General features: G+C 62.7%; 18 protein-coding genes. 7 read left to right on the top strand and 11 right to left on the bottom strand.

Annotation, left to right across the window (positions count from 1 at the left end; translation table 11 throughout):
- Nucleotides 1-39 precede the first annotated feature (39 nt).
- Nucleotides 40-924 carry a DMT family transporter gene (locus tag AC5SSZ_RS10675; RefSeq protein WP_495438164.1) on the top strand — a complete coding sequence of 295 codons (885 nt, stop codon included), beginning with the start codon at nt 40-42 and terminating at the stop codon, nt 922-924.
- 409 nt (nt 925-1333) lie between these two features.
- Here AC5SSZ_RS10675 and AC5SSZ_RS10670 read toward each other — a convergent pair whose 3' ends face one another.
- The 4 genes from AC5SSZ_RS10670 to dctP form a co-directional block, all read right to left on the bottom strand.
- Nucleotides 1334-2374: a fatty acid desaturase gene (locus AC5SSZ_RS10670; RefSeq protein ID WP_065272998.1), complete on the bottom strand. Its 1041-nt coding sequence runs from the start codon at nt 2372-2374 to the stop codon at nt 1334-1336.
- 313 nt (nt 2375-2687) lie between these two features.
- On the bottom strand, nt 2688-4043 hold the full coding sequence (locus AC5SSZ_RS10665) for a TRAP transporter large permease (protein ID WP_065272999.1): 1356 nt from the start codon (nt 4041-4043) through the stop codon (nt 2688-2690).
- Nucleotides 4044-4046: 3 nt separating this feature from the next.
- A complete protein-coding gene (locus AC5SSZ_RS10660) occupies nt 4047-5369 on the bottom strand; it encodes a TRAP transporter small permease subunit (protein WP_495438163.1) in 1323 nt (440 codons plus the stop codon).
- Between the two features lie 94 nt (nt 5370-5463).
- Nucleotides 5464-6561 carry a TRAP transporter substrate-binding protein DctP gene (dctP, locus tag AC5SSZ_RS10655; RefSeq protein ID WP_065273001.1) on the bottom strand — a complete coding sequence of 366 codons (1098 nt, stop codon included), beginning with the start codon at nt 6559-6561 and terminating at the stop codon, nt 5464-5466.
- 526 nt (nt 6562-7087) lie between these two features.
- On the opposite strand from dctP, the gene AC5SSZ_RS10650 reads away from it, so the two are divergent.
- On the top strand, nt 7088-9583 hold the full coding sequence (locus AC5SSZ_RS10650) for an ATP-binding protein (protein WP_495438162.1): 2496 nt from the start codon (nt 7088-7090) through the stop codon (nt 9581-9583).
- A 30-nt stretch (nt 9584-9613) separates the two neighbouring features.
- Here AC5SSZ_RS10650 and thiD read toward each other — a convergent pair whose 3' ends face one another.
- The 7 genes from thiD to thiC are packed head-to-tail and all read right to left on the bottom strand — an operon-like array spanning nt 9614 to nt 15697.
- Entirely contained in the window at nt 9614-10405 is a 792-nt protein-coding gene (thiD, locus tag AC5SSZ_RS10645; protein WP_495438161.1) for a bifunctional hydroxymethylpyrimidine kinase/phosphomethylpyrimidine kinase, read from the bottom strand.
- Complete coding sequence (locus AC5SSZ_RS10640; protein WP_495438160.1) at nt 10402-11376, bottom strand: ThiF family adenylyltransferase; 975 nt, start codon at nt 11374-11376, stop codon at nt 10402-10404. Before AC5SSZ_RS10640 ends, thiD begins: the two co-directional genes overlap by 4 nt.
- Nucleotides 11373-11966, bottom strand: coding sequence for a thiamine phosphate synthase (locus tag AC5SSZ_RS10635; protein ID WP_495438159.1), 594 nt, complete (start codon nt 11964-11966; stop codon nt 11373-11375). The genes AC5SSZ_RS10640 and AC5SSZ_RS10635 overlap by 4 nt, the downstream gene beginning before the upstream one ends.
- A complete protein-coding gene (locus AC5SSZ_RS10630; RefSeq protein ID WP_495438158.1) occupies nt 11966-12733 on the bottom strand; it encodes a thiazole synthase in 768 nt (255 codons plus the stop codon). Before AC5SSZ_RS10630 ends, AC5SSZ_RS10635 begins: the two co-directional genes overlap by 1 nt.
- Before the next feature lie 3 nt (nt 12734-12736).
- Nucleotides 12737-12934: a sulfur carrier protein ThiS gene (thiS, locus tag AC5SSZ_RS10625; RefSeq protein ID WP_495438157.1), complete on the bottom strand. Its 198-nt coding sequence runs from the start codon at nt 12932-12934 to the stop codon at nt 12737-12739.
- Entirely contained in the window at nt 12903-13871 is a 969-nt protein-coding gene (locus AC5SSZ_RS10620) for an FAD-dependent oxidoreductase (RefSeq protein ID WP_495438156.1), read from the bottom strand. The genes thiS and AC5SSZ_RS10620 overlap by 32 nt, the downstream gene beginning before the upstream one ends.
- Nucleotides 13868-15697 carry a phosphomethylpyrimidine synthase ThiC gene (thiC, locus tag AC5SSZ_RS10615; protein ID WP_495438155.1) on the bottom strand — a complete coding sequence of 610 codons (1830 nt, stop codon included), beginning with the start codon at nt 15695-15697 and terminating at the stop codon, nt 13868-13870. Before thiC ends, AC5SSZ_RS10620 begins: the two co-directional genes overlap by 4 nt.
- Before the next feature lie 469 nt (nt 15698-16166).
- Between thiC and bioB the strand changes: the two genes are divergently transcribed.
- From bioB to AC5SSZ_RS10590, 5 genes are all read left to right on the top strand, one after another.
- Nucleotides 16167-17159: a biotin synthase BioB gene (bioB, locus tag AC5SSZ_RS10610; RefSeq protein WP_369001992.1), complete on the top strand. Its 993-nt coding sequence runs from the start codon at nt 16167-16169 to the stop codon at nt 17157-17159.
- Nucleotides 17156-18331: an 8-amino-7-oxononanoate synthase gene (locus AC5SSZ_RS10605; protein WP_495438154.1), complete on the top strand. Its 1176-nt coding sequence runs from the start codon at nt 17156-17158 to the stop codon at nt 18329-18331. Before bioB ends, AC5SSZ_RS10605 begins: the two co-directional genes overlap by 4 nt.
- Nucleotides 18328-18957, top strand: coding sequence for a dethiobiotin synthase (gene bioD, locus AC5SSZ_RS10600; RefSeq protein ID WP_495438153.1), 630 nt, complete (start codon nt 18328-18330; stop codon nt 18955-18957). Before AC5SSZ_RS10605 ends, bioD begins: the two co-directional genes overlap by 4 nt.
- 15 nt (nt 18958-18972) lie before the next feature.
- A complete protein-coding gene (bioA, locus tag AC5SSZ_RS10595) occupies nt 18973-20268 on the top strand; it encodes an adenosylmethionine--8-amino-7-oxononanoate transaminase (RefSeq protein WP_495438152.1) in 1296 nt (431 codons plus the stop codon).
- A 378-nt stretch (nt 20269-20646) separates the two neighbouring features.
- Nucleotides 20647-21606, top strand: a complete 960-nt coding sequence (locus tag AC5SSZ_RS10590; protein WP_274837714.1) for an ABC transporter substrate-binding protein — start codon at nt 20647-20649, stop codon at nt 21604-21606.
- Nucleotides 21607-21609 lie beyond the last annotated feature (3 nt).

Below are 21609 nucleotides of genomic sequence, written 5' to 3'. Positions count from 1 at the left end.
CGGCGATAGATCGTGCAGAGGCAGCACGCAGGGGCGGACATGGGGTCTTTCAGATGGATGGGGCTGGGGGCGGTGATCCTGGCAGCGATGCTCTGGGGTACCACCGGGACAGTGCAGGCCCTGTTGCCTGCGGGCCGTGATCCGCTTGCTGTGGGGGCGCTGCGCCTGCTGTTCGGCGCCGGTGCCCTGTGCCTGCTGGCACTGATGCAACCCAAGAACCGACTGGCCCTGCGGCATCTGCCGCTGTCGGGTGTCCTGTTCGCTGGTGTGGCGATCGGCAGCTACAACCTGTTGTTCTTCTACGCGGTCGCGCTGGCCGGGGTCGGGATCGGTACCGCGGTCGCCATCGGCAGTGCGCCGATCTGGGCCACGCTGTGGGAGCGGTTTGCGCAGGGGCGCAGGCCCGGTCCTCTGCGGCTCATGGGGCAGGGGGTGTCGGTTCTGGGCGTTGGTCTTCTGGGCTATGCGGGCGCAGGCGAGGGCGGCGCACTGTCGGGGGTTATCCTGGCGCTGCTCTCGGGCGGCTGCTATGCGGCCTATTCGCTGGCCACCAGTCGCATAGGCGGCACGCTGCCTTCGACCGTGATCGCGGCTTCGACCTTTACCGTTGCGGCGCTGGTAACTGCGCCGGTTCTGTTCATGGTGCCGCTCGATTGGCTGGCGGGGCCCTCCGCCTGGACCGGGTTGGTATTCCTAGGTGTCGGGGCCACGGCGCTGTCCTACGCGCTTTATACCTGGGGGCTGACCCGTGTCACCGCATCCACCGCCGTTACCCTGGCGCTGGCCGAGCCGGTCACCGCATGGTTCCTCGCCACCATAGTGGTGGGAGAGGCGGTAACGCCGGGCGGTCTGACCGGCGTGGTGATGATCCTTACGGGCCTGCTGGTGGTGACCCTGTTTCGCGACCGGGCGCCGGGGCGGTAGGGCGCCATGAGGCAGGACCTGCAACAGCTGTTGCTGCGGCCCCTTCGCCGGGGACTATGCCTTTGCGCGGATATGAACAGGGCGGGGAGGCTGCCTGATATTCTGCCGCGCTGATGCTGGCAGGCACCGGATCAGAGATCGCCTCTCCCTTGAATTCCGGCGCGTCGAAATCGAACCGGCGCAGCAGCCGGAACAATGCCCTGCGCCGCAGCGCAGCCTCTTCTTTTTCGAGCAATTGATGCATGTTGATCAGACCCCACGTCCACAGATCGGAAAACCCTGGCATGCGCGTTGCAAACAGAGAGTTTCCGGCGATCCGGAAAAATAGCGAGAGTTTTCGGAGTATTAAGCTGAGTGAACCGCGTCTTTGCTCGTGAAAGACGCGGTTACAGGGTGGCTTTGACCTGGATCAGGCCGCCGCCAGCAGCGGGCGGGCCTGGGCAAAGGACAACAGGCGGCGGCTGTCTTCGTCCCAGAGGTGCAGCCGCGCATTGGCCAGGCTTTCGCGGATGGTCATGCGGTTGCTTTCGGCCAGTTCCTGATGGTCGCGCAACACTTCGGTCAGCCGGTAGAACGGGATACGGCTGTAAAGGTGATGCACGTGGTGGATGCCGATATTGGCGCTGAACCACTGCAGCACGGCGGGCAGCTGGTAGTAGGAACTGCCATGCAGGGCGGAGTCATGCAGCTGCCAGTCTTCGTTGCTGTCCCAGTTTGTATGTTCGAACTGGTGCTGCACGTAGAACAGCCAGACGCCGATGGTGGCCGCCAGCAGGGTGGTCGGCAGGAAGATCAGCAGCAACGGTTGCCAGCCGCCGAAATACCAGATCGTCAGCAGCGCCGCCGCAATGGCCAGGTTGGTGAGCATGGCGCTGACCCAGTATTTCGCACTGTCCATCAGTCCCAACGGCACCCGGTTTTGCAGCAGGAACAGATAGCTGGGGCCAAGGCCGAACAGCACCAGTGGATTGCGATACAGCCGGTAGACAAGGCGCTGAAACGGACCAAGCGCGCGGTATTCGGCGACGGTCAGCGTGTGGACGTCGCCCATGCCGCGTTTGTCGAGGTTGCCGGTGGCGCTGTGGTGCACCGAATGGGTGCGGCGCCAGACATCATAGGGCGTCAGTGTGACAACCCCCATAACGCGCCCGATCCAGTCGCTGAAGGTCCGGTTGGGGAAGAAGGCGCCATGGCCGCAGTCGTGCTGAATGGCGAAGAGCCGCAGCAGGAAGGCGGCGTTGAAAAGAGAAATGCCGAAGGCCAGCCAGTAGCTGACCGACAGGCTCCACCAGGCCAGCGCCCAGAGAATCACGAAGGGAATGACGGTTGCACCCAGTTCAAAGGCGCTGCGCAGCTGGTTGGGATCCCGGTAGCCGGCAAGGGTTTTCACCCAGTCGCGTGCAGGAGTTGCACCCCGGGGGGTGCTGTGTAGGTCGGTCGTGTCGGTCATGCGCCTGCTGTATTATTGCTTCTTGATTGTCCCGATACCCTAGCAGATGGGTATGGCAAGCGAAATTTGAAACTCCTTTGCTGGAACAGGAACTGCGGTCATGGTCTATGCGGGCGCCTTTGCGGCGTGAAATCCGGCCAAGAACACATTCAACCAGCTGATTTTGAAGGATAAAGCAGGTCGTGCTTCTCTGCTGGGCCGGGGATTGGCAGAGACAATGCGCCGCAAGGGCACAAAGTCACAAAAATATGAGCCGCCCCGGGGCGGAGCGGCTCATGGTTGGGTGTCTTGGCCGGTTGGGCGACAGTCTTGCTTAGCCGTAAACCAGGCGCGGCAGCCAGGTGATGATCTCAGGGAAGACCATGCAGAGGATCAGGCCGAGGATCTGCAGGCCAAGGAAAGGCAGCGCCGATTTGAAGATATCCGTCATCGGGATTTCTGCCGGAGCCACGCCGCGCAGGTAGAACAGCGCATAGCCAAAGGGCGGCGACAGGAAGCTCATCTGCATGTTGACGAGGTAGAGCACCCCGAACCACAGCACCAGATCCGCCTCGGAGGTGAGGCCAAAGGGTTCAGGCCCCATCGCCTTGATGATCGGCACAAAGATCGGCACGCAGAGCAGCAGGATACCCACCCAGTCAAGGAACATGCCAAGGACCACCAGGACGATCATCATGATGATCAGGATACCCCAGGGACCAAAGCCGGTTGCCTCCAGCGCCGATTGCACGAACTGCTGGCCGCCTTCGAGGACGTAGAGACCGACAAAGATGGTGGCGCCGAACATGATCCAGATCACCATGGCGCTGGCCTTGAGTGTGCCGATCGAAGCCTCGCGCACGGTCTGCCAGTCCAGCTTTCGGTGGATCGCGGCAACGATGAAGGCACCGAAGGTGCCGATGCCGGCCGCCTCAACCGGGGTAGCAACACCGGTAAAGATCACCCCCAGAACGATGACGATCAGAGCGATAGGCGCCGACATATTGCCCATCAGGCGCATCTTCTCTGCAAAGCTGACGCGTTCTTCCACCGGGATCGGCGGGCCAAGCTTGGGATTGATCGTGGAGCGCAGGATCACATAGAGCACATAGGTGCCCGACAGCATCAGCCCCGGAAACACCGCGCCGATGAACAGCTCACCCACCGATTGCTCGGCCACCACGGCATAGATGATCGCCAGGATCGACGGTGGGATCAGGATGCCGAGCGTGCCGCCCGCCATGATCGACCCCATCGCGATCTTCGGATCATAGCCGCGTTTCAGCATCGCGGGCAGGGCGATGATGCCCATGGTTACCACCGCAGCGCCGATGACGCCCACCATGGCCGCCAGAACGGTTGAGGCGATGATGGTCGCGGCGGCAAGGCCGCCTTTGACGCCGCCCAGCACCTTGTAGATCACATCGAACATGTCGTTGATGATCCCGGCCCGTTCCAGCATCGAGGCCATGAAGATAAAGAGTGGGATCGCCGAGAGCTGATAATTGGTCATCAGCGGGAAGATCCGGCTGGGCACGATATTCAGTGCCCTCTCATCGCCAAGCACATAGAGGAACACGCAGGCCAGACCGCCGGTGACAAAGGCCAGCGGTAGCCCCGCCAGCAAAAGCGCCAGCAGCGAGCCGAACATGATGAGTGTCAGCCATTCAATTCCGATTTCCAGACCCATGTCTTAGGCCCCCTTCACGATTGCGCGCACGTCCTGCGCAAGCTTGGAAATACCCTGCAGAACCAGCAGCAGGCCGCCGATCACCATGACCCATTTCATCGGCCACAGCGGGATTTCCCATTCATTGAAGCTGATTTCGCCCCAGCGGATATTCGGATCGGTCCATTGCGCCAGGCTCATGCTACCCAGCATTTCACCAAATCCGATATTGCCGCGCGCCCATTCCGAGATGACCCCGTTGCCGGTCGCCACCGCGTTTGCGTCCAGCGCGAACTTGTAGCCGGTGAAGAGCAGGGTGAAGGCGAAGATGAAGAAGAAGATCGAGGTAAACAGATCCGCCCAGGCCCGTTTCGGACGGCTGAGCGGCGCATAGAAGATGTCGACGCGTACATGCGCCTCGGTCAGCATCGCATAAGAGCCGGCAATCAGGTACTGCATGCCGAACATCAGATACATCGCCTCGTGTGCCCAGTTGGTGGGCGAGCCGAAGACATAGCGGCTGATCACTTCGAAGTAATAGACGAAGACCGCGATTACCGCCCAATAGCTGACGAATTCACCCGCCATCAGGGATGTCCGGTCGATCCAGCCTGTCCAGCCCGTCGACACATGGCTGGAATCCTCGACCCGCTCAGATTCTTCCAGCTCCCGCAGGGCCTTTTCTGCTTCGCTTTCGGGTTCTTCCTCGGGCAGGTTCTGATTGGCGCGGCGCACCAGACCCGGCATCAGCACTGCATCGACCAGCATCGCCGCCAGCAGCACATAAAGCGCATAGGCGCCCACCTTGTTCCAGAAGGCCAGATTGTCGCCTGCCGCTTCCAGCGCGGGGGTGGCGGTTTTCAGATCCTCAGTTGCCTGCGCGATCCTTTCGCGCCCGTCACTCAGCCGCTGTTCGGCGCGGGCGATGTTCTTTTCGGCGCGGCGTTTGGCAAAGGTGCCTTCTTCGGCCTCGGCCAGATCCGCGCGCATCTTGGGCAGGTCCGCCTCGGCGGCTTCGATCCGGCCGGTTTCGCGCTCCAGCGTCCGTTCCGCCTGACGCACCACGTTGGAGGCATCCGACAGCACGCTGCGGGCTTCCTGGCCGTTGGAGTTTGAGATCAGGATCAGAATGAAGACCGGGATGAAGGCCAGGCCCATCAGGCTGCGCAGATAGAACCGGTGCAGACCCAGCATGCCGCCGGTCACGAGAATGAAATAGCCAAGCGCGTTGGTATATTTGCTGGGGCCGGTCCGTGGCCGCCTGGCCAGGACCATGGCCACCAGCGGAAAGACGATCAGTCCCACCCAATAGGCCCAATGGGGCAAGGTGACATCGAGGCTGGGCATGGGGTCCCCCGTTATTTTTGATTGTTTGAGGTCAGAGCAACGGACCCGCACGCGATGTGCGGGTCCGCATTGGTCAGCGTCGCCTGGGGTCTGATTACAGATCCAGCGACATGCCTTCGGTCAGGGCCGGGTCCACATATCCAAGCGAGCCGGACTGCATGTAGTCGAGGATGGTCTTGAAGATGCGGGCGCTGGATTTGTCGCGGTTGGCGTATTTGTACCAGACCGGGACGGCGACCTCGGTCATCAGCTCCACATCGTCCTGGCTGAGGCGGGTAACCTCGGTTCCGTCGGCCTCGAACTTTTTCCAGGCTTCCTGGTCGGCGGCCTGGATCGCAGCGTGGTGCATGTCGGAATAGACGTGGGTCTCCATTTCGACGAACTGTTGCATCTGCGGCGACAGCGCGTTCCAGCTCTCCATGCCCACGGTCAGATCCATGATGTCCACCGGCTGGTAGAGCGACATGAAGCCCGGAGGACCCATGACGATATAGTCGGTCACCTGGCTGAAGCCGAGCGAGTAGTTCACCGCCGGACCCACGTAGTCGGCCACGTCGATGGTACCCTTCTCCAGCGCCGGGAAGATTTCCGAGCCGGGCAGAACCGTGGTTTCGGCGCCGATCTCGGTAAAGATCTCGGCGACCATGCCACCGGGCAGGCGCATCTTGCGGCCACGGAAGTCGTCGATCGAGCGGATCGGCACCTTGGAGTGGATGATATTCGGGCCGTGGTGGATCGGGCCGACGAAATGCATGCCCTGCGCCTTGTAGAGCTCGCGCGCCATATCAAGGCCGCCAAGCCCATAGTAGAACACGTCATATTCATGCGGGTTGCGCAACCCCAGCGGGAAGGACGACAGGAACACCGCCGCCGGGATGATGCCCTGGGCATAGATGGTAAAGGGGTTCACCGCGTCCAGAACCCCATTCTTCACCGCGTCATAGAGCTGAAAGTCCCCGACGACGTCATTGGCGCCAAAGGGTTGAAAGGCCAGCTCACCGCCGGTCTTTTCGACGATGCTACCGCACCAGTCCTTGAAGATCTGCAGACCTGCACCGCCCGGCCAGGATGTCTGCACCTTCCAGGTTTTTGTGTGACTCGCCGCCGTTGCGATATGGGGTGCGGCTAGTCCCGCTGCACCCAGACCGGCAAGACCTGTCAGCGCGCCGCGGCGCGTTACGATTTTTGACATGATTTTTTTCCTCCCTAAACCTGTCTTGCGACAGTTCCGAACCCGCTTCCTCCTGCAGGTTCTTGAATATGTTAGGCGGGGAAGTACAAATTTTCAAAATCATATATGTTGTTTTTCGCAAGGGGATGGATAACGCTCGGGTAAGGATTTGATTCAACTGCGGTAATACCGTTCCTTCCGGCACGCGACCGCGGACTGTATTTTTTGTCGGTGTTTCCCTTGGGTCACTTTGCACAGGTTTTATCGGTATGGGAGCGCATGTTCAGCCATATTGTCCTTGCTCCCAGGGGGCGGCTGTGCTGTTGCGGCGGCCAGATGGCGTACCGCCAAAAGGAGAGCGGACGTCCGTTGGGTAGGGTGAAGGTGCAACGGGGATGTTTATATTTCTACCGTTAAGAGCTATTGAACCACTTAAGGCCATAAGGGGAATTGCCGGTTGTTTTGCGGCACCCATTGCAATTTTAAGAGGCTTTTGATGGTCGTGAGTTCCAATACACGTGCAGATTTGCGCCGTGTGGCCAGGGGAGTGTCCAATCGCTCTTACCTGTCGGTGCTTGTGACCATTGTGGTACTAGTCGGCGCCTCGATATTTGCCGAGCAGCAGAACTCCACCATCTACAGCCAGCGTCTGCGCGCGGATGTGCAAAGCGAGGTCGGGTTGATCCGATCCCGGCTTGAGGGCGCGCTCAATGCCGATATTCAGTTGGTGCAGGGCCTGGTTGCAGTGATGTCGACCGAGCCGGACATGACACAGCAGCGGTTTTCCGATCTGAGTGCGCAGATGATCGGGCGGGACGGGCAGATCACCCATCTTGCCGCCGCGCCCGATCTGGTGATCTCCCTCATTCACCCGCTGAAGGGCAACGAGGCGGCGCTGGGCCTTGATTACAACCAGCACAAGGCGCAGCGCGCGGCCGCTGAGCAGGCCCGCGATACTGGCAAAATCGTTCTGGCCGGACCGGTCAAATTGGTACAGGGCGGCGAGGCCTTCGTGGCGCGCTTCCCTATTTTCACCTCGCAGGACGGTCCCTTGCGCTTCTGGGGTATTTTGTCAGCAGTCATTAGTGCCGATGGGTTATACGAGACCGTTGGTCTGACCGACCCGGATCTTGGCCTCGATATCGCGATCCTTGGAAAAGACGGCAAGGGCGCGGCTGGCGGTCAGTTCTTTGGCTCCGAAGAGGTGATGGAAAACAACCCGGTGCGCACCGATGTGTCGCTGGCCGAAGGCAATTGGGTGCTGGCCGCCACGCCGAAGGGCGGTTGGGAGGTGATGCCGGACAACCTCTGGACCTTGCGGTTGCTGCTGCTCGCAGGCGGGTTGCTGGTCCTTGTGCCCACCGCGCTTGCCACCCGCATGGCCGATGCCCGCAGCCACGCGATCGAGAAACTCAAACGCCGCGAACGGGATCTGGAAACCCTTTCCCGGCGTCTGGAGATTGCCGTTGAGACCTCCAAGATCGGCATCTGGGAGCTGGACGCGGAGACCGGTGAACTGATCTGGGATCGGCGCATGTCCGACCTTTATGGGATCGAGGCGCTGAACGGGAAAATCAATTTCTCCGAGTGGAAGAAGTGCCTGCATCCGGACGATTGCCAGCAAGCCGTGGAAACCTTCTGGCGCGCTACGCACGATGGCAAGAATTACCTCTCGGAATACCGCATCTTGCTGGAGAACGGCGAGCAAAAGCATATCCGGGCGCTGGGCTGCGCCTTCTCCGATGCCTCCGGGCGACTGCGCATGATCGGGGTCGACTGGGATGTCTCTGGCGATGTGCACCTGCGCGAAGAGCTGATCCGTGCCAACCGGGCTCTGACCCAGCGCAACAGCGAGCTACACGAGGCCAAGCTCAACGCCGAACAGGCGGACCGGGCGAAATCGGAATTCCTCGCCAATATGAGCCATGAAATCCGCACGCCGATGAATGGTATCCTTGGCATGGCAGATCTTTTGGCCGAAGCGGAACTGCCAGATGAAGAGCAGCTTTATGTGGAAACCATCCGCGATTCTTCCAATGCTCTGCTGAAAATCATCAACGACATTCTTGATCTCTCGCGCCTTGAAGCCGACAAGCTGGACATAACCCCGACGGATTTCGATCTGCGCAGCTGTATCGTGCAGGCAGTGAACCTTCTGCGGCCCAAAGCCAACGGCAAGGGGCTGACGGTTGAGGTGGAGATCGACGAAACCCTGCCGCAGCGCATGCGCGGTGACGATGGTCGCTTGCGCCAGATCCTGGTCAATCTTGTGGGCAACGCGGTCAAGTTCACGGCGCAGGGCGGGGTTGTCGTGCGTGTCACCAGTGATCCGGAGGCGCCCTACCGGCTCGTGGTTGAGGTCGAGGACACCGGGATCGGCATTTCCGAAAGCCAGGCCGAGCATATCTTTGACCGTTTTGCGCAGGCGGACGCGGCCACTACCCGTGCCTTTGGGGGCACCGGCCTTGGCCTGACCATCTCCAGCATCCTGGCCGAGCGGATGGGCGGTACCATTTCGCTTCAGCCGAAACAAGCCGCCGGACAGGGCTCCTGTTTCCGGCTCGAAGTCCAACTGGAGCCGGAACAAACCCCAGCGGCTCAGCAGAAAACGGAAACCGCTCCTGCGGTGGCAACCGAGGTTCTGACCGGCGCCCGGATCGTGCTGGCTGAGGACAACCGGACCAACCGGCTGCTGATCCAGAAGTATTTCGCCGGGCTTCCTGTTGAGTGCGTCGAGGCCGAAAATGGCCGCAAAGCAGTTGATCTCTGCCGGGAGCAAATGCCGGATTTCGTGCTGATGGACATGTCCATGCCCGAACTGGACGGGGTCGAGGCGACAAGGGAAATCCGCGCTCTGGACGGCCCGCAACCGGTGATCGTGGCGCTGACTGCCAATGCCTTTGACAGCCACCGCACAGAATGTCTGGAGGCGGGAATGGATCATTTCCTGCAGAAACCGATCCGCAAGGCTGTCCTTCTCCAGACGCTGGCTACTTTGCAGATGGCCCGCATGCCGGAGGCCGAAGAAGTGCGGGTCGGATAGCGCCGGATCGGGCCGCCGCTTCCCATGCTCTTAATCGATTTGCTGCTGAACCAGCCATTCGGTCAACGCCGTCTTGGCCCGTGCGCAGGCTTCCTCCAGCGCGTGCCCCTGCGCCAGCTGGCAGGAGATGGCCGTAGCCAGCGCGCAGCCGGTGCCCCGGTGCCCGTGGGGCAGGCGTGGGGCGTGATATGCATTGTGCCGCCCCGGTTGAAACAGATGGTCGGTGCTGATTGCTCCCTTCGCGTGGCCACCCTTAATTAGAACTGCGTTTGGTCCCGAAGTATGGGCGACTTGCACTGAGGATCCGGCTGGATCCGTTTTTCCATTCCAGCCCATAAGGATCTTCGCTTGTAGTTGCAGATCAGGCAGCGCCCCGCTCACGGGCTGCCCGGACAGGGATGCGCTTTCCTGCAGGTTTGGGGTCAGCAGCGTCACCCGTCGGAGCAACGGCGCTAGGCTGATCAGGTCGCCGAGCGTCCCTCCGGAAGACGTCTTCAGTACCGGGTCCAGAACCACCGGCATCTCTGGCGGTAGCAACTCGGCGACCGCGCGGGCAGCTTCGGGTGTGCCCAGCATGCCGATCTTGATCGCCTGAACAGGAGCCTCACGCAGCGCAGCGGTGATTTGCGCTGTGATATCTTCGGGCGGTACGGGCCAGAGCGACGTGAGTGCGGTGCTGGTCTGGGCGGTGACGGCTGTGACCACCGGCGCCACGCTGCAGCCCAGCCGCTGCGCCATTGCCGTGTCCCGGGTGAGGCCCGCGCCGCCACTGGAATCCGTGCCTGCAATCACCAGAATGCGCGGAGTGCCAGGCTCGATCACGTGGTACCCGCTGCCAGCAGCGCCAGATTTTTGTAGCCGCGCTGTTGCAGGCTGCGGGCGGCGCTCCAGGCCCGCAACCCGCTGTGACAGCACAGGACGATCCGGCAGTCGTCTGGCAGGTCGGCACTCAGAATATCCTGTGGCAGCAGGCGCAGGGCCTGCGGTGTCACCGGCGCTGATGCCTCGGACGGATCGCGCAGCTCGACCACTTGATCCTCTGGCTGGATGTTGGCTGCGGCGATGAAGGGCAGGGCGATTTCCGGCTCTTCCGCTTCGTCAAAGCGGAAGCCGCCGGGGGTCAGCGTCGCCATGTCTAGCGTGATCAACTGCCCCAGTGGTGAGGGCGCATGTCCCAAGAGCGCTTTCAACGTCATCTGCGCCTGAAGTGCGCCAATGCTGCCCACCACCGGCCCCATGATCCCGGCGCTGGCGCAGGTGGCGCCGCTGGCCGGGGGATCGGGAAAGACCGCCCGCAGGGATGGCGCGTCGCCGCAAAAACCACCGACATAGCCGGATTGTCCCAGCGCCGAGGCGGAAATCAGCGGCGTACTCTGCGCCTTGCAGCAATCGGACAGGATATAGGAGGCGGCGACACTGTCGGCGGCATCTACCACCAGATCGGCCTGTGCCACGGCGGCAGGCGCATTGAGCGGGTCGAGTGCGTGCGGATCTGCATGCAGCCGCAGATCCGGATGCGCCCGTAGTAGGTGGTGGCGGGCTGCCTCTACCTTTGGCGTACCGAGATCCCCCATCTCGAACAGCGGTTGGCGGTGCAGGTTGCTTTCCTCCACCACATCGGGGTCCATCAGGGTGATTTGGCCCACACCAGCCCCGGCCAGATAGCTCAGCACCGGGCAGCCAAGCCCCCCGGCGCCCACCACCAGCACATGCGCCGCCGAAAGCCGCGCCTGTCCCTCGGCGCCGACCTCGGGCAGGGCGATCTGGCGGGCATATCTTGCGGGCTGGCTCATGATGCGCAGGCCCTGATCCATTCCCGGGTGCGGGCTTCGGGGTCGGGGGCCTGTTGGATATCGGTGACCACGGCGGCGCTGTCGGCCCCCGCGGCAAAGACACCCGGCAGACGCTCGGGGGTCAGCCCGCCGATGGCCACCAGCGGAGTATCACCGGCAAGGCGCTTCCAGCGGGTCACCCGCCCCAATCCCTGCGGGTCCCATTTCATCTGTTTCAAGAGGGTCGGGTAGACCGGTCCCAGCGCCACATAGGCCGGATCATGGGATAGGGCGCGGTCCAGCTCTGCCTCGTCATGGGTTGAAAGCCCATAGTGCACGCCCGCGCGGCGCAGGGCGGCAAAATCGGCCGTCTCCATGTCCTCTTGCCCGAGATGCACAAAGGAGCAGTTGAGATCCAGCGCCGCCTGCCAGTAATCGTTGACCACCAGCTGCGCGCCATGCACGGCGCAGATGTCGCGGGCGCGGGCGATCTGGCGGCGCATTTCTGCATCCGGCTGGTCCTTTATGCGTAGCTGCACCAGTTTCACCCCATGGGGCACCAGTAGCTCTAGTCGGCCGACGTGGCCGACAATCAGGTAAAAACGTTCCATCACATCAACTCTGCAAGACCAAGGACCGGCGTCGAAGGCACCGCCATGTCACGCGGCTCCATTGGCTGCGCTTCGAACCCAGCCCGCCCGGCCCGTATGGCCAGATCCATTGCGCGGGCCATAGCCACAGGGTCGCCCGCCTTGGCAACTGCGGTATTCAAGAGGACCGCATCCATGCCCAGCTCCATAGCTTCCGCCGCATCCGATGGCCGCCCGATCCCGGCATCGACGATCAGCGGCACCTCCGGGAAATGCGCCCTCATGGCGCGCAGCCCATCTGGATTGCGCAACCCCTGACCAGAACCGATCGGCGCCCCCCAGGGCATCAGCACGTCGCAGCCCGCCTCGACAAGCCGTTCGGCGACCACCAGATCCTCGGTTGTGTAGGGGAAGACCTGAAAGCCATCCTCGGACAGGATCCGCGCGGCCTCGACCAGGGCAAAGACATCCGGTTGCAGCGTATCGCCATGGCCGATCACCTCCAGCTTGATCCAGGGGGTGCCAAAGATTTCCCGCGCCATCTGCGCAGTGGTCACGGCGTCCTGCACGGTGTGGCAGCCCGCGGTGTTGGGCAGAATGCGCGCGCCGGTCTGGCGCAGCATGTCCCAGAACCCTGCGCCCGATCCCGCCGCGGTTTCACGGCGCAGGGAGACGGTCAGAACCTCGCTGCCACTGGCCTGCACTGCGTCGGTCAGGACCTGCGGCGAGGGGTATTGCGCGGTGCCCAGCAAGAGCCGCGAGGAAAGGTCGACATCATATAGCCGCATCGCTCAGCCCCCCTGCATCGGGGCGAGGACTTCCAGCCGGTCGCCCGCCTTCAGCCTGGTGTCATCGCGTTTGGCGCGCGAGATAAATTGCCCGTTGAGCGCGGTGGCAATCGCCGGACTGGTAAAGCCCAGCTCTTCCAGCGCGGCAGCGAGGGTGTTGGCGCGGATGTCACGCGGATCTGCGTTCACGATGATCTGCATCACTTGTCTCCGGAAACAGAATGTCTGCGGCGCGCGCGGCCATGGCGGGCGCCAGAAGAAAGCCGTGTCGGTACAGGCTGTTGAGGTACAGGGTGCCGTCCTGCCAGATCAGATCCGGCAGGTTGTCGGCAAAGGCTGGGCGCAGTCCTGCGCCGATCTCCACCACCGCCGCTTCGGCCAGGCCGGGGTGCAGCGCATAGGCCGCATTCATCAGCTCGCTGAGGGCGCGCAGGGTAGGGGGGCCGCTGGCGCTGCTTTCGATCATGGTGGCACCCAGCATGAAATGGTGATCGGCGCGCGGCACCAGGTAGATGGGGCTGCGCGGGTGCAAAAGCCGCAGGGTGCGGCTGATCTCCACCCCGGGCGCGTGCAGGATCGCCATCTCGCCGCGCACCGGACGCAGGCCCGGCAGGGGCGCGGCAATCCCAGTGCAATCCAGCGTGACCCGCGTCGGCGCCGGTGTGCCGCGGTGCAGGGTCACGCCCATCTCCTGCACCCGGGCCGCCAGATCCCGGATCGCGCGGCGCGGGTCCAGATGGCCCTCTTTCGTGAAATGCAGCCCGGCGCGGAACCGGCCTGCCAGTTCCGGCTCCAACGCGGCGATCTGCGTCTCATCGACCGCCACATGGGCGCGGGTGCGCCGGGCAAACCGGGTCAGCTCGGCCCGGTCGCGGGCGGGGGCCAGCACCAGCGTGCCGCGCCGGACCACCGGGGTGATCTGGGCCCACCAGTCGAGGGCGCGGCTGCCGAGGGCGATCACTTCCTCTTCGGCGCTTTCGCCCTCGCACCAGGGCGCCAGCATGCCGCCGGCATAGCGGGAGGCGCTTTTGTCACCGATGTGGGCGCTGCGTTCATAAAGCGTCACCTCGGCCCCGCGCCGGGCCAGCTCATGCGCGGCGGCGAGCCCGGCAAGGCCCGCGCCTGCGATGGTGATCATGCCCCCGCGTCCTCCGCATCCACGGTGTCTTGCACCGGCACGTAAAGGTCGCCGCCTTCGCGGAACTTGGCGGCCATCGCCTCCATGCCTTCCTTCTGCGCCTCGGCACGGATGTCGTGACTGATCCGCATGGAGCAGAACTTCGGACCGCACATGGAGCAGAAATGCGCCACCTTATGCGCCTGTTTCGGCAGGGTGGCGTCATGGAAATCCCGCGCCGTTTCGGGGTCGAGCGAGAGGTTGAACTGATCCTCCCAGCGGAATTCGAACCGGGCGCGGGACAGCGCATCATCGCGCCGCTGGGCGCCGGGAAGGCCCTTTGCCAGATCGGCGGCATGGGCGGCGATCTTGTAGGTGATCACTCCCGTCTTCACGTCATCGCGGTCCGGCAGGCCCAGGTGTTCCTTGGGTGTCACATAGCAGAGCATGGCGCAGCCGAACCAGCCGATCATCGCGGCGCCAATGCCAGAGGTGATGTGGTCATAGCCCGGTGCGATATCTGTGGTGAGCGGGCCAAGCGTGTAAAACGGCGCCTCGTGGCAGCACTCCAGCTGCTTGTCCATGTTCTCCTTGATCTTGTGCATGGCCACATGGCCCGGCCCCTCGATCATCACCTGGCAATCCTTGGCCCAGGCGATCTTGGTCAGCTCGCCTAGGGTTTCCAGCTCGGCAAATTGCGCCTCGTCATTGGCATCGGCAATCGATCCGGGGCGCAGCCCGTCGCCCAGGGAGAAGGAGACGTCATACCGGCGGCAGATGTCGCAGATCTCCTCAAAATGCTCGTAAAGGAAGCTTTCCTTGTGATGATGCAGGCACCATTTCGCCATGATCGAGCCGCCGCGCGACACGATCCCGGTCACGCGGTTGACGGTCATTGGCACCATGTGCAGACGCACGCCTGCGTGGATGGTGAAATAATCGACGCCCTGTTCGGCCTGTTCGATCAGCGTGTCACGGAACACCTCCCAGGTCAGGTCCTCGGCAATGCCGTTCACCTTTTCCAGCGCCTGATAGATCGGCACGGTGCCGATGGGCACGGGGGAGTTGCGGATGATCCATTCGCGGGTGTTGTGGATGTTGCGCCCGGTCGACAGATCCATCACCGTATCGGCGCCCCAGCGGATCGCCCAGACCAGCTTGTCCACTTCCTCCTCCATCGAGGAGGTCACCGCCGAGGTGCCCATATTGGCGTTGATCTTTACCTTGAAATTGCGGCCGATGATCATCGGCTCCAGCTCCGGGTGGTTGATGTTGGCGGGGATGATGGCGCGGCCTTCGGCGACCTCCTGGCGGACGAATTCGGGCGTTACGTAATCGGGAATATTCGCGCCGAAATCATTGCCATCGCGATGACAGGGCGAGGTCTCGCGCAACTGGTTCTCGCGGATGGCGATATATTCCATCTCGGGCGTGATGATCCCGGCGCGGGCATAGGCCAGCTGCGTCACCGCCTTGTCCCCCTGGGCGCGCAAGGGCGCGGGCCGTCGCGGGAATTCCGGTGTCAGCCGGTCGCCTTGGACAAATCCGTTGTCCTCGGGCTTTACATCGCGGCCTTGGTATTCCTCCACATCGGCGCGCGTCAGGATCCAGTCCCGGCGCAGGGCGGGCAGGCCTTGGCGGATGTCGGTGGTGTGATCGGGATCGGTATAGGGGCCGGAGCTGTCGTAGACCGGCAGCGGCGCCTCGCCCGCGGTGGGGTGGGTTGCGATTTCGCGCATTGGCACGCGGATCTCAGGGTGGATGTCGCCGGAGACGTAGATCTTGCGCGATGCGGGCAGCGGGCCTGTGGTCACGCTGGGCGCGATCGTGGAATTCTGATGGGTCATGCGGTGCTCCTCGAAGCCAAAACTCGGAAAAGACACCAGATGAGGTTTGGACGGGGAAACGCGGAACGGTCGTACCTACCGTTCGGTTCGGGCAGCGCGGAATTGGACCTGTACGGGGCCGCAACGACGCGCATCCTAGCTTCCTACGCCAGTGTCAACTGGGTCAGGTTCTAAGGGTCGCGTCACCGGCCGGAAGTGTTCCCGTCCTGTCAGCCTCTCAGTCCCCGTGGCGGGACTCCCCTGCGTGCTTTCACACCTAGGGGAGCTGCCCCCGCGCCGTCAAGAGGGTTTCTTCATTCGCGTCTTTCGTTTGATGGAGGGAATTAAGTTGCTGAAATATAAAGGAATAAACCCGTTTCGAAAATCAATAGTCCGGGGCTTGTATTTGCCAGTCTAAACTATCTATAAAAAATCAAGCGGGGCGGTGGCCTTGGATAAATTATCTATAAATGGAAATGAGAGGTCCCAGATGCTGGATGCTGCGCCGATCAGAACGGACTGGACACGTGCCGAAGCTGAGAAAATCTATAATCAGCCCTTCATGGATTTGTTGTTTCAGGCGCAGTCCGTGCATCGCCAGGCGTTCGACCCCAATCAGGTACAGAAATCCAAGCTTCTGAGCATCAAGACCGGCGGCTGCCCCGAGGATTGCGCCTATTGCAGCCAATCCGCGCGCAATGGTGCAAAACTCTCTGCCAGCAAGCTGATCGAGGTGGAGCGGGTGATCGCCGAGGCGAAAAAGGCCCGGGACGCAGGCGCTACACGCTACTGCATGGGGGCGGCCTGGCGCAGCCCGAAAGAGCGCGACATGGCGGCGCTGGAGGCGATGATCCATGGGGTCCGGGAGCTGGGGATGGAGACCTGCATGACCTTGGGCATGCTGGAGGAGGATCAGGTGTTCCGCCTGCGCGATGCGGGGCTGGATTACTACAACCACAATATCGACACCTCGGAGCGTTACTATTCCGAGATCATCACCACCCGCACATTCGCCGACCGGATCGAGACCCTGAATCGGGTGCGCGAAGCAGGTATCAAGGTCTGCGCGGGCGGCATCGTCGGCATGGGCGAAGAGCAGATGGACCGGATCGACATGCTGCTTGCTCTGGCAACGCTGGATGAACACCCGGATTCGGTGCCGGTGAACATGCTGATCCCGATTGCCGACACGCCGCTGGCAGACGTCCAGAAACTCGACCCCATCGAATTCGTGCGCACCATCGCGCTGGCCCGGATCCTGATGCCGAACAGCCATGTGCGCCTGTCGGCAGGCCGCACCGACATGAGCGATGAGCTGCAGGCGATGTGTTTCTTTGCCGGGGCCAATTCGATCTTTGTCGGGGAAACGTTGCTGACAGCGGACAACCCCGAGGAAGACAAGGATCAGCAACTGTTCGACCGGCTGGGTCTGGTGGCCATGGCTGCCCATTGCGAAGGGCGGATTGGCGAGGCGGGCGAATGAATATCGCCGCAGCCGACCCCACCGCTGATCCCGCCACGGCTCTGTTTCCGCTTCAACAGGCGCTGCTCACATCTCTTGCGGATCAGGACCGTTATCGCCGCCTGATCCCGCGGGCCGGGCATGATTTTTCATCGAACGATTATCTGGGGCTTGCGGCCAGCGATGAAATGCGCGCCGCCGCGATGGCGGCGTTGCAGCGGGGTGTGCCCGTCGGTGCCGGCGGTTCCCGCCTGCTGCGCGGCAATGACAGCGAACATCAACAGCTTGAGGAAGAGGCCGCGGCCTTTTTCGGCAGTGAGGCGGCGTTGTTCATGGGCGGCGGTTTCAACGCCAATGTGGCGATCTTCGCGACCCTGCCACAGCGCGGCGATCTGGTGCTATATGACGATCTGATTCACGCCAGCGTCCGAGAAGGGATGCGGCTGGGCCGGGCCGAAACGCAAAACTTTGCCCATAACGATGTGGCTGATGCGGCGCGGGTGATCTCTGACTGGCGCGCGGCGGGCGGCACCGGGCAGGTCTGGATCGCGGTCGAGGCGGTCTATTCCATGGATGGCGATCTGGCGCCACTGACCGAGCTGATGGCGCTGGCCGACGCGTCTGGCGGAGTTCTGGTGGTGGACGAGGCTCATGCCACCGGCCTGTTCGGACCGCAGGGCCGCGGGCTGGCGCATGACATCGCGCATCGGCCCAACGTCATCAGCCTGCACACCTGCGGCAAGGCGCTGGGCGCCTCGGGCGCGCTGATCTGCGCGCCGAAGGTGCTGATCGACATGCTGATCAACAAGGGGCGGATTTTCATCTTTGCCACCGCGCCATCACCGCTCAATGCCGCGCTGGTGCGGGCATCGCTGGCCTTGCTGCAGCAGGATACGTCGCGCATCGACCGTGCCTGGGAGGTGATTGATCATGCCCATGCCGAGGCTGCGCGCCTGTGCGGTCTGACCGGCTTTGCCTGTCAGATCCTACCAGTGATCACAGGCGGGGACGGGCGCACGATGCAGCTGGCCTCGGATCTGCAGGCGCTTGGTTATGACATTCGCGGCATTCGCCCGCCCACGGTGCCTGCGGGCACCTCGCGGCTGCGGGTGTCCATTACGCTCAACACCTCAAAATCGGTGGTGACGGAAATGTTCACCGATCTGGCACAGGTGCTGGAGCGGCGCCCATGAGCCGCACATTGGTTGTCACGGGGACCGACACCGGGATCGGCAAATCAGTGATATCGGCGGCGCTGGTGCAGGCGCTTGGCGCCAGTTACTGGAAGCCAGTTCAGTCCGGCCTTGAGGAGGAAACCGACAGCGCGTTCGTGGCGCGCATGACCGGGCGCCAGGTTCTGCCCGAAGCATACCGGCTGCAGCTGCCTGCTTCGCCGCATCTGTCGGCCGAGGCTGAGGGGGTCGAGATCTCGCTGGCGGAGCTGGCATTGCCCGAAGGCGCGGGCACCCTGGTCGTCGAGGGCGCCGGCGGCGTCATGGTGCCGCTGAACCGGCGTGAGCTGTTTCTCGATCTCTTTGCCCATTGGCATGCGCCTGTGGTGCTTTGCGCGGCGACACGGCTCGGCACGATCAACCATTCGCTGCTCTCGCTGATGGCGCTCAAGGATCTGGGATGCCCTGTCGTCGGCGTGCTGTTCAGTGGCGATCCCGAACCCGAGGTGGAGGACACCATCTGCCAGTTCGGGCAGGTGCCGCATCTGGGACGGCTTCCGCACCTGGATCCGCTGACCCCGGTGACGCTGGCCGAGGCCTGCGCCGCGCATGTCGACCTTGCCACCATCCGCATGGCGCTGACCTGAAGGAAGGACATCCCGATGACCCCGCCGCTGACCCCGCTGGAGTTTGACAAGAAACACCTCTGGCACCCCTATACCAATGTCACCAAACCCGGCCGGACCTTTCTGGTAAAGGAAGCCGAAGGCGTCCATATCACGCTGGAGGACGGCACCCGTCTGATCGACGCCATGTCCTCGTGGTGGTGCATGATGCACGGGCACCGGCATCCGGTGATCACGGCGGCCATGAAGGCACAGATCGACACCCTGCCACATGTGATGTTCGGCGGGTTAACCCATGAGCCGGCGGTGGAGCTGGGACGGCGGCTGCTGGAGATCACGCCGGACAGCCTGCAGCGGATCTTCTACTGCGACAGCGGCTCGGTCTCGGTCGAGGTGGCGATGAAGATGGCGGTGCAATACCAGCACGCCATGGGGCAACCGGGGCGCAGCGAATTTGCCACCGTGCGCTCGGGTTATCACGGTGACACCTGGAAGGCGATGAGCGTCTGCGATCCCGACACCGGCATGCATCACCTGTTTCAGGGCGCGCTCAGCGTTCAGCATTTCGTCTCCCGCCCGCCGGTGGCGATGGGGCAGGAGTGGTGCGAGGACCCCGAGCAAAACGGCCTCGGCGAATTGCGCCGGGTGCTGGAGGCCGGGCAGGACCGCATCGCCGGGTTTATTCTGGAGCCGGTGGTGCAGGGTACGGGGGGCATGTATTTCTACCACCCCGAGTACCTCAATCAGGCGCGGGCGCTCTGCGATGAATTCGGCGTCCTGTTGATCTTTGATGAGATCGCCACTGGCTTTGCCCGCACCGGACAGATGTTCGCCACCGATTTTTGTTCGGTTGAGCCGGATATCCTGTGTCTCGGCAAGGGGCTGACCGGGGGGCATATTTCCTTTGCGGCGACGTTGACCAATGACCGGGTGGCGGAAGGCATCGGTGGCGGCAATCCCGGTATCTTCATGCATGGACCGACCTATATGGCCAATCCACTGGCCTGCGCTGCTGCCTGCGCTGCGATCGATGTGCTGACCGGGCAGGATTGGCGGGGGCGCATTGCAGATATCGCGGCGCAGATGCAGGCAGAGCTGGCCCCGGCCCGCGACCTGCCAGGGGTGCGGGATGTGCGGGTGCTGGGGGCGATTGGCGTGATCGAGATGGATCATCCGGTATCCGCCGATGACGCCCATGCGCTGGCGCCGGACACCGGCGTATTCCTGCGTCCCTTTGGACATAACATCTATACGATGCCGCCCTTTATCAGCACGCCAGAACAGCTGAGCGCGGTGACTGCAGCGATGCTGCGGCTTGCGCGGGTGCTGTAACCACCTGAAACTAGAAAGGGGCGACCGATCATCTGTGCCGCCCCTGATTCTTTCTGAGGCGTGCATCGCCAGGCGGAGGTACGGGGTATCCGGTCTCAAAATTGAATTTCCATCCAAAAATTTAAATGGAAAATCAAGAAAATGTGTCGGCAGCGCCGTGAATGCTCGACAAATGGTCGTATTAAAGGCAAAACCTTGTCCTGTAGCCGGTCACACTGGATCATCAATACGCTGAGATGAACGGCTTGGACCGGCGGTGGCGAAACGGCAGATGGCGGCCGATGGGCTGCGCAGTCCGCGACACCAGACGACCACAATCACATAAGGGCGCGGGACTTCGGGTCCGCCTGATGCGCCCACAGAACGGGGATGACATCCATGAAATCAACTTCTTTTGCACTGGCGCTGGGCGCTTCTGCCATGCTTTCCGGTGCCGCGGCAGCGGCCGATCTGGGTGCGGTGGACACGCCGATCAAACTGGCCGTGAACGAATGGACTGGCCAGCACGTCACCACCCATATCGCTGGTGAGATGCTGAAGGCTGCGGGCTACAAGGTCGAATACGTCTCGGCCGGCATGATGAACCAGTTCCAGGCGATTGCCGATGGTGACATCCACGCGACGCTGGAAATCTGGTCCTCCAACGTATCGGACGAATACGCCAAGAAGGTCGCCGAAGGCACCGTCGAGGAACTGGGTGATCTGGAACTCGACGCCAAGGAAGGCATTGCTTACCCCGCCCATGTGGCTGAGCTGTGCCCGGGTCTGCCCGCATGGGAGGCGCTGAAGGCCTGCGCGCCGCAGTTCGCCACTGCCGAAACCCTGCCGCAGGGCCGTCTGGTGGATTACCCGGCCGACTGGGGCACCCCCGGGGCCGACCGCATGGCCGGTCTTGATCTGCCTTTCAAGGCGGTTCCCGCGGGTTCCGAGGCCGCGCTGATCGTCGAGCTGCGCGCCGCGACCGAGCGCAAGACGCCGCTGCTGATCACCTTCTGGCAACCCCATTGGGCGATGTCCGCCTATGACGTGCAGTTCGTCGACCTGCCCGAGGGCGAAGAGGCCTGCTTTACCGATCCGGCATGGGGCCCGAACCCCAACGCGGTCAACGATTGCGATTTTGCCCCCTCGCGCATCTTCAAGGCGGGTTGGTCCGGTCTGGCCGAAACCTGGCCCGCAGCGCATGAGATCCTGTCGTCCTACACGTTGGCCGTTGAAGACCAGCAGCCGATGATGGGCGCCATCGACGTTGATGGTGGCAGCGTCGAGGAAGTGGTTGCCGACTGGATGGCGGCCAATGAGGACAAGTGGCGTCCGGTCGTGGACGCCGCGCTGAAGTGAGCC

It is taken from the genome of Phaeobacter sp. CC-HEC084, from assembly GCF_059429255.1.
Note: the sequence above shows the minus strand (reverse complement) of the source record. Positions and strands in the feature narration are given on the sequence as shown.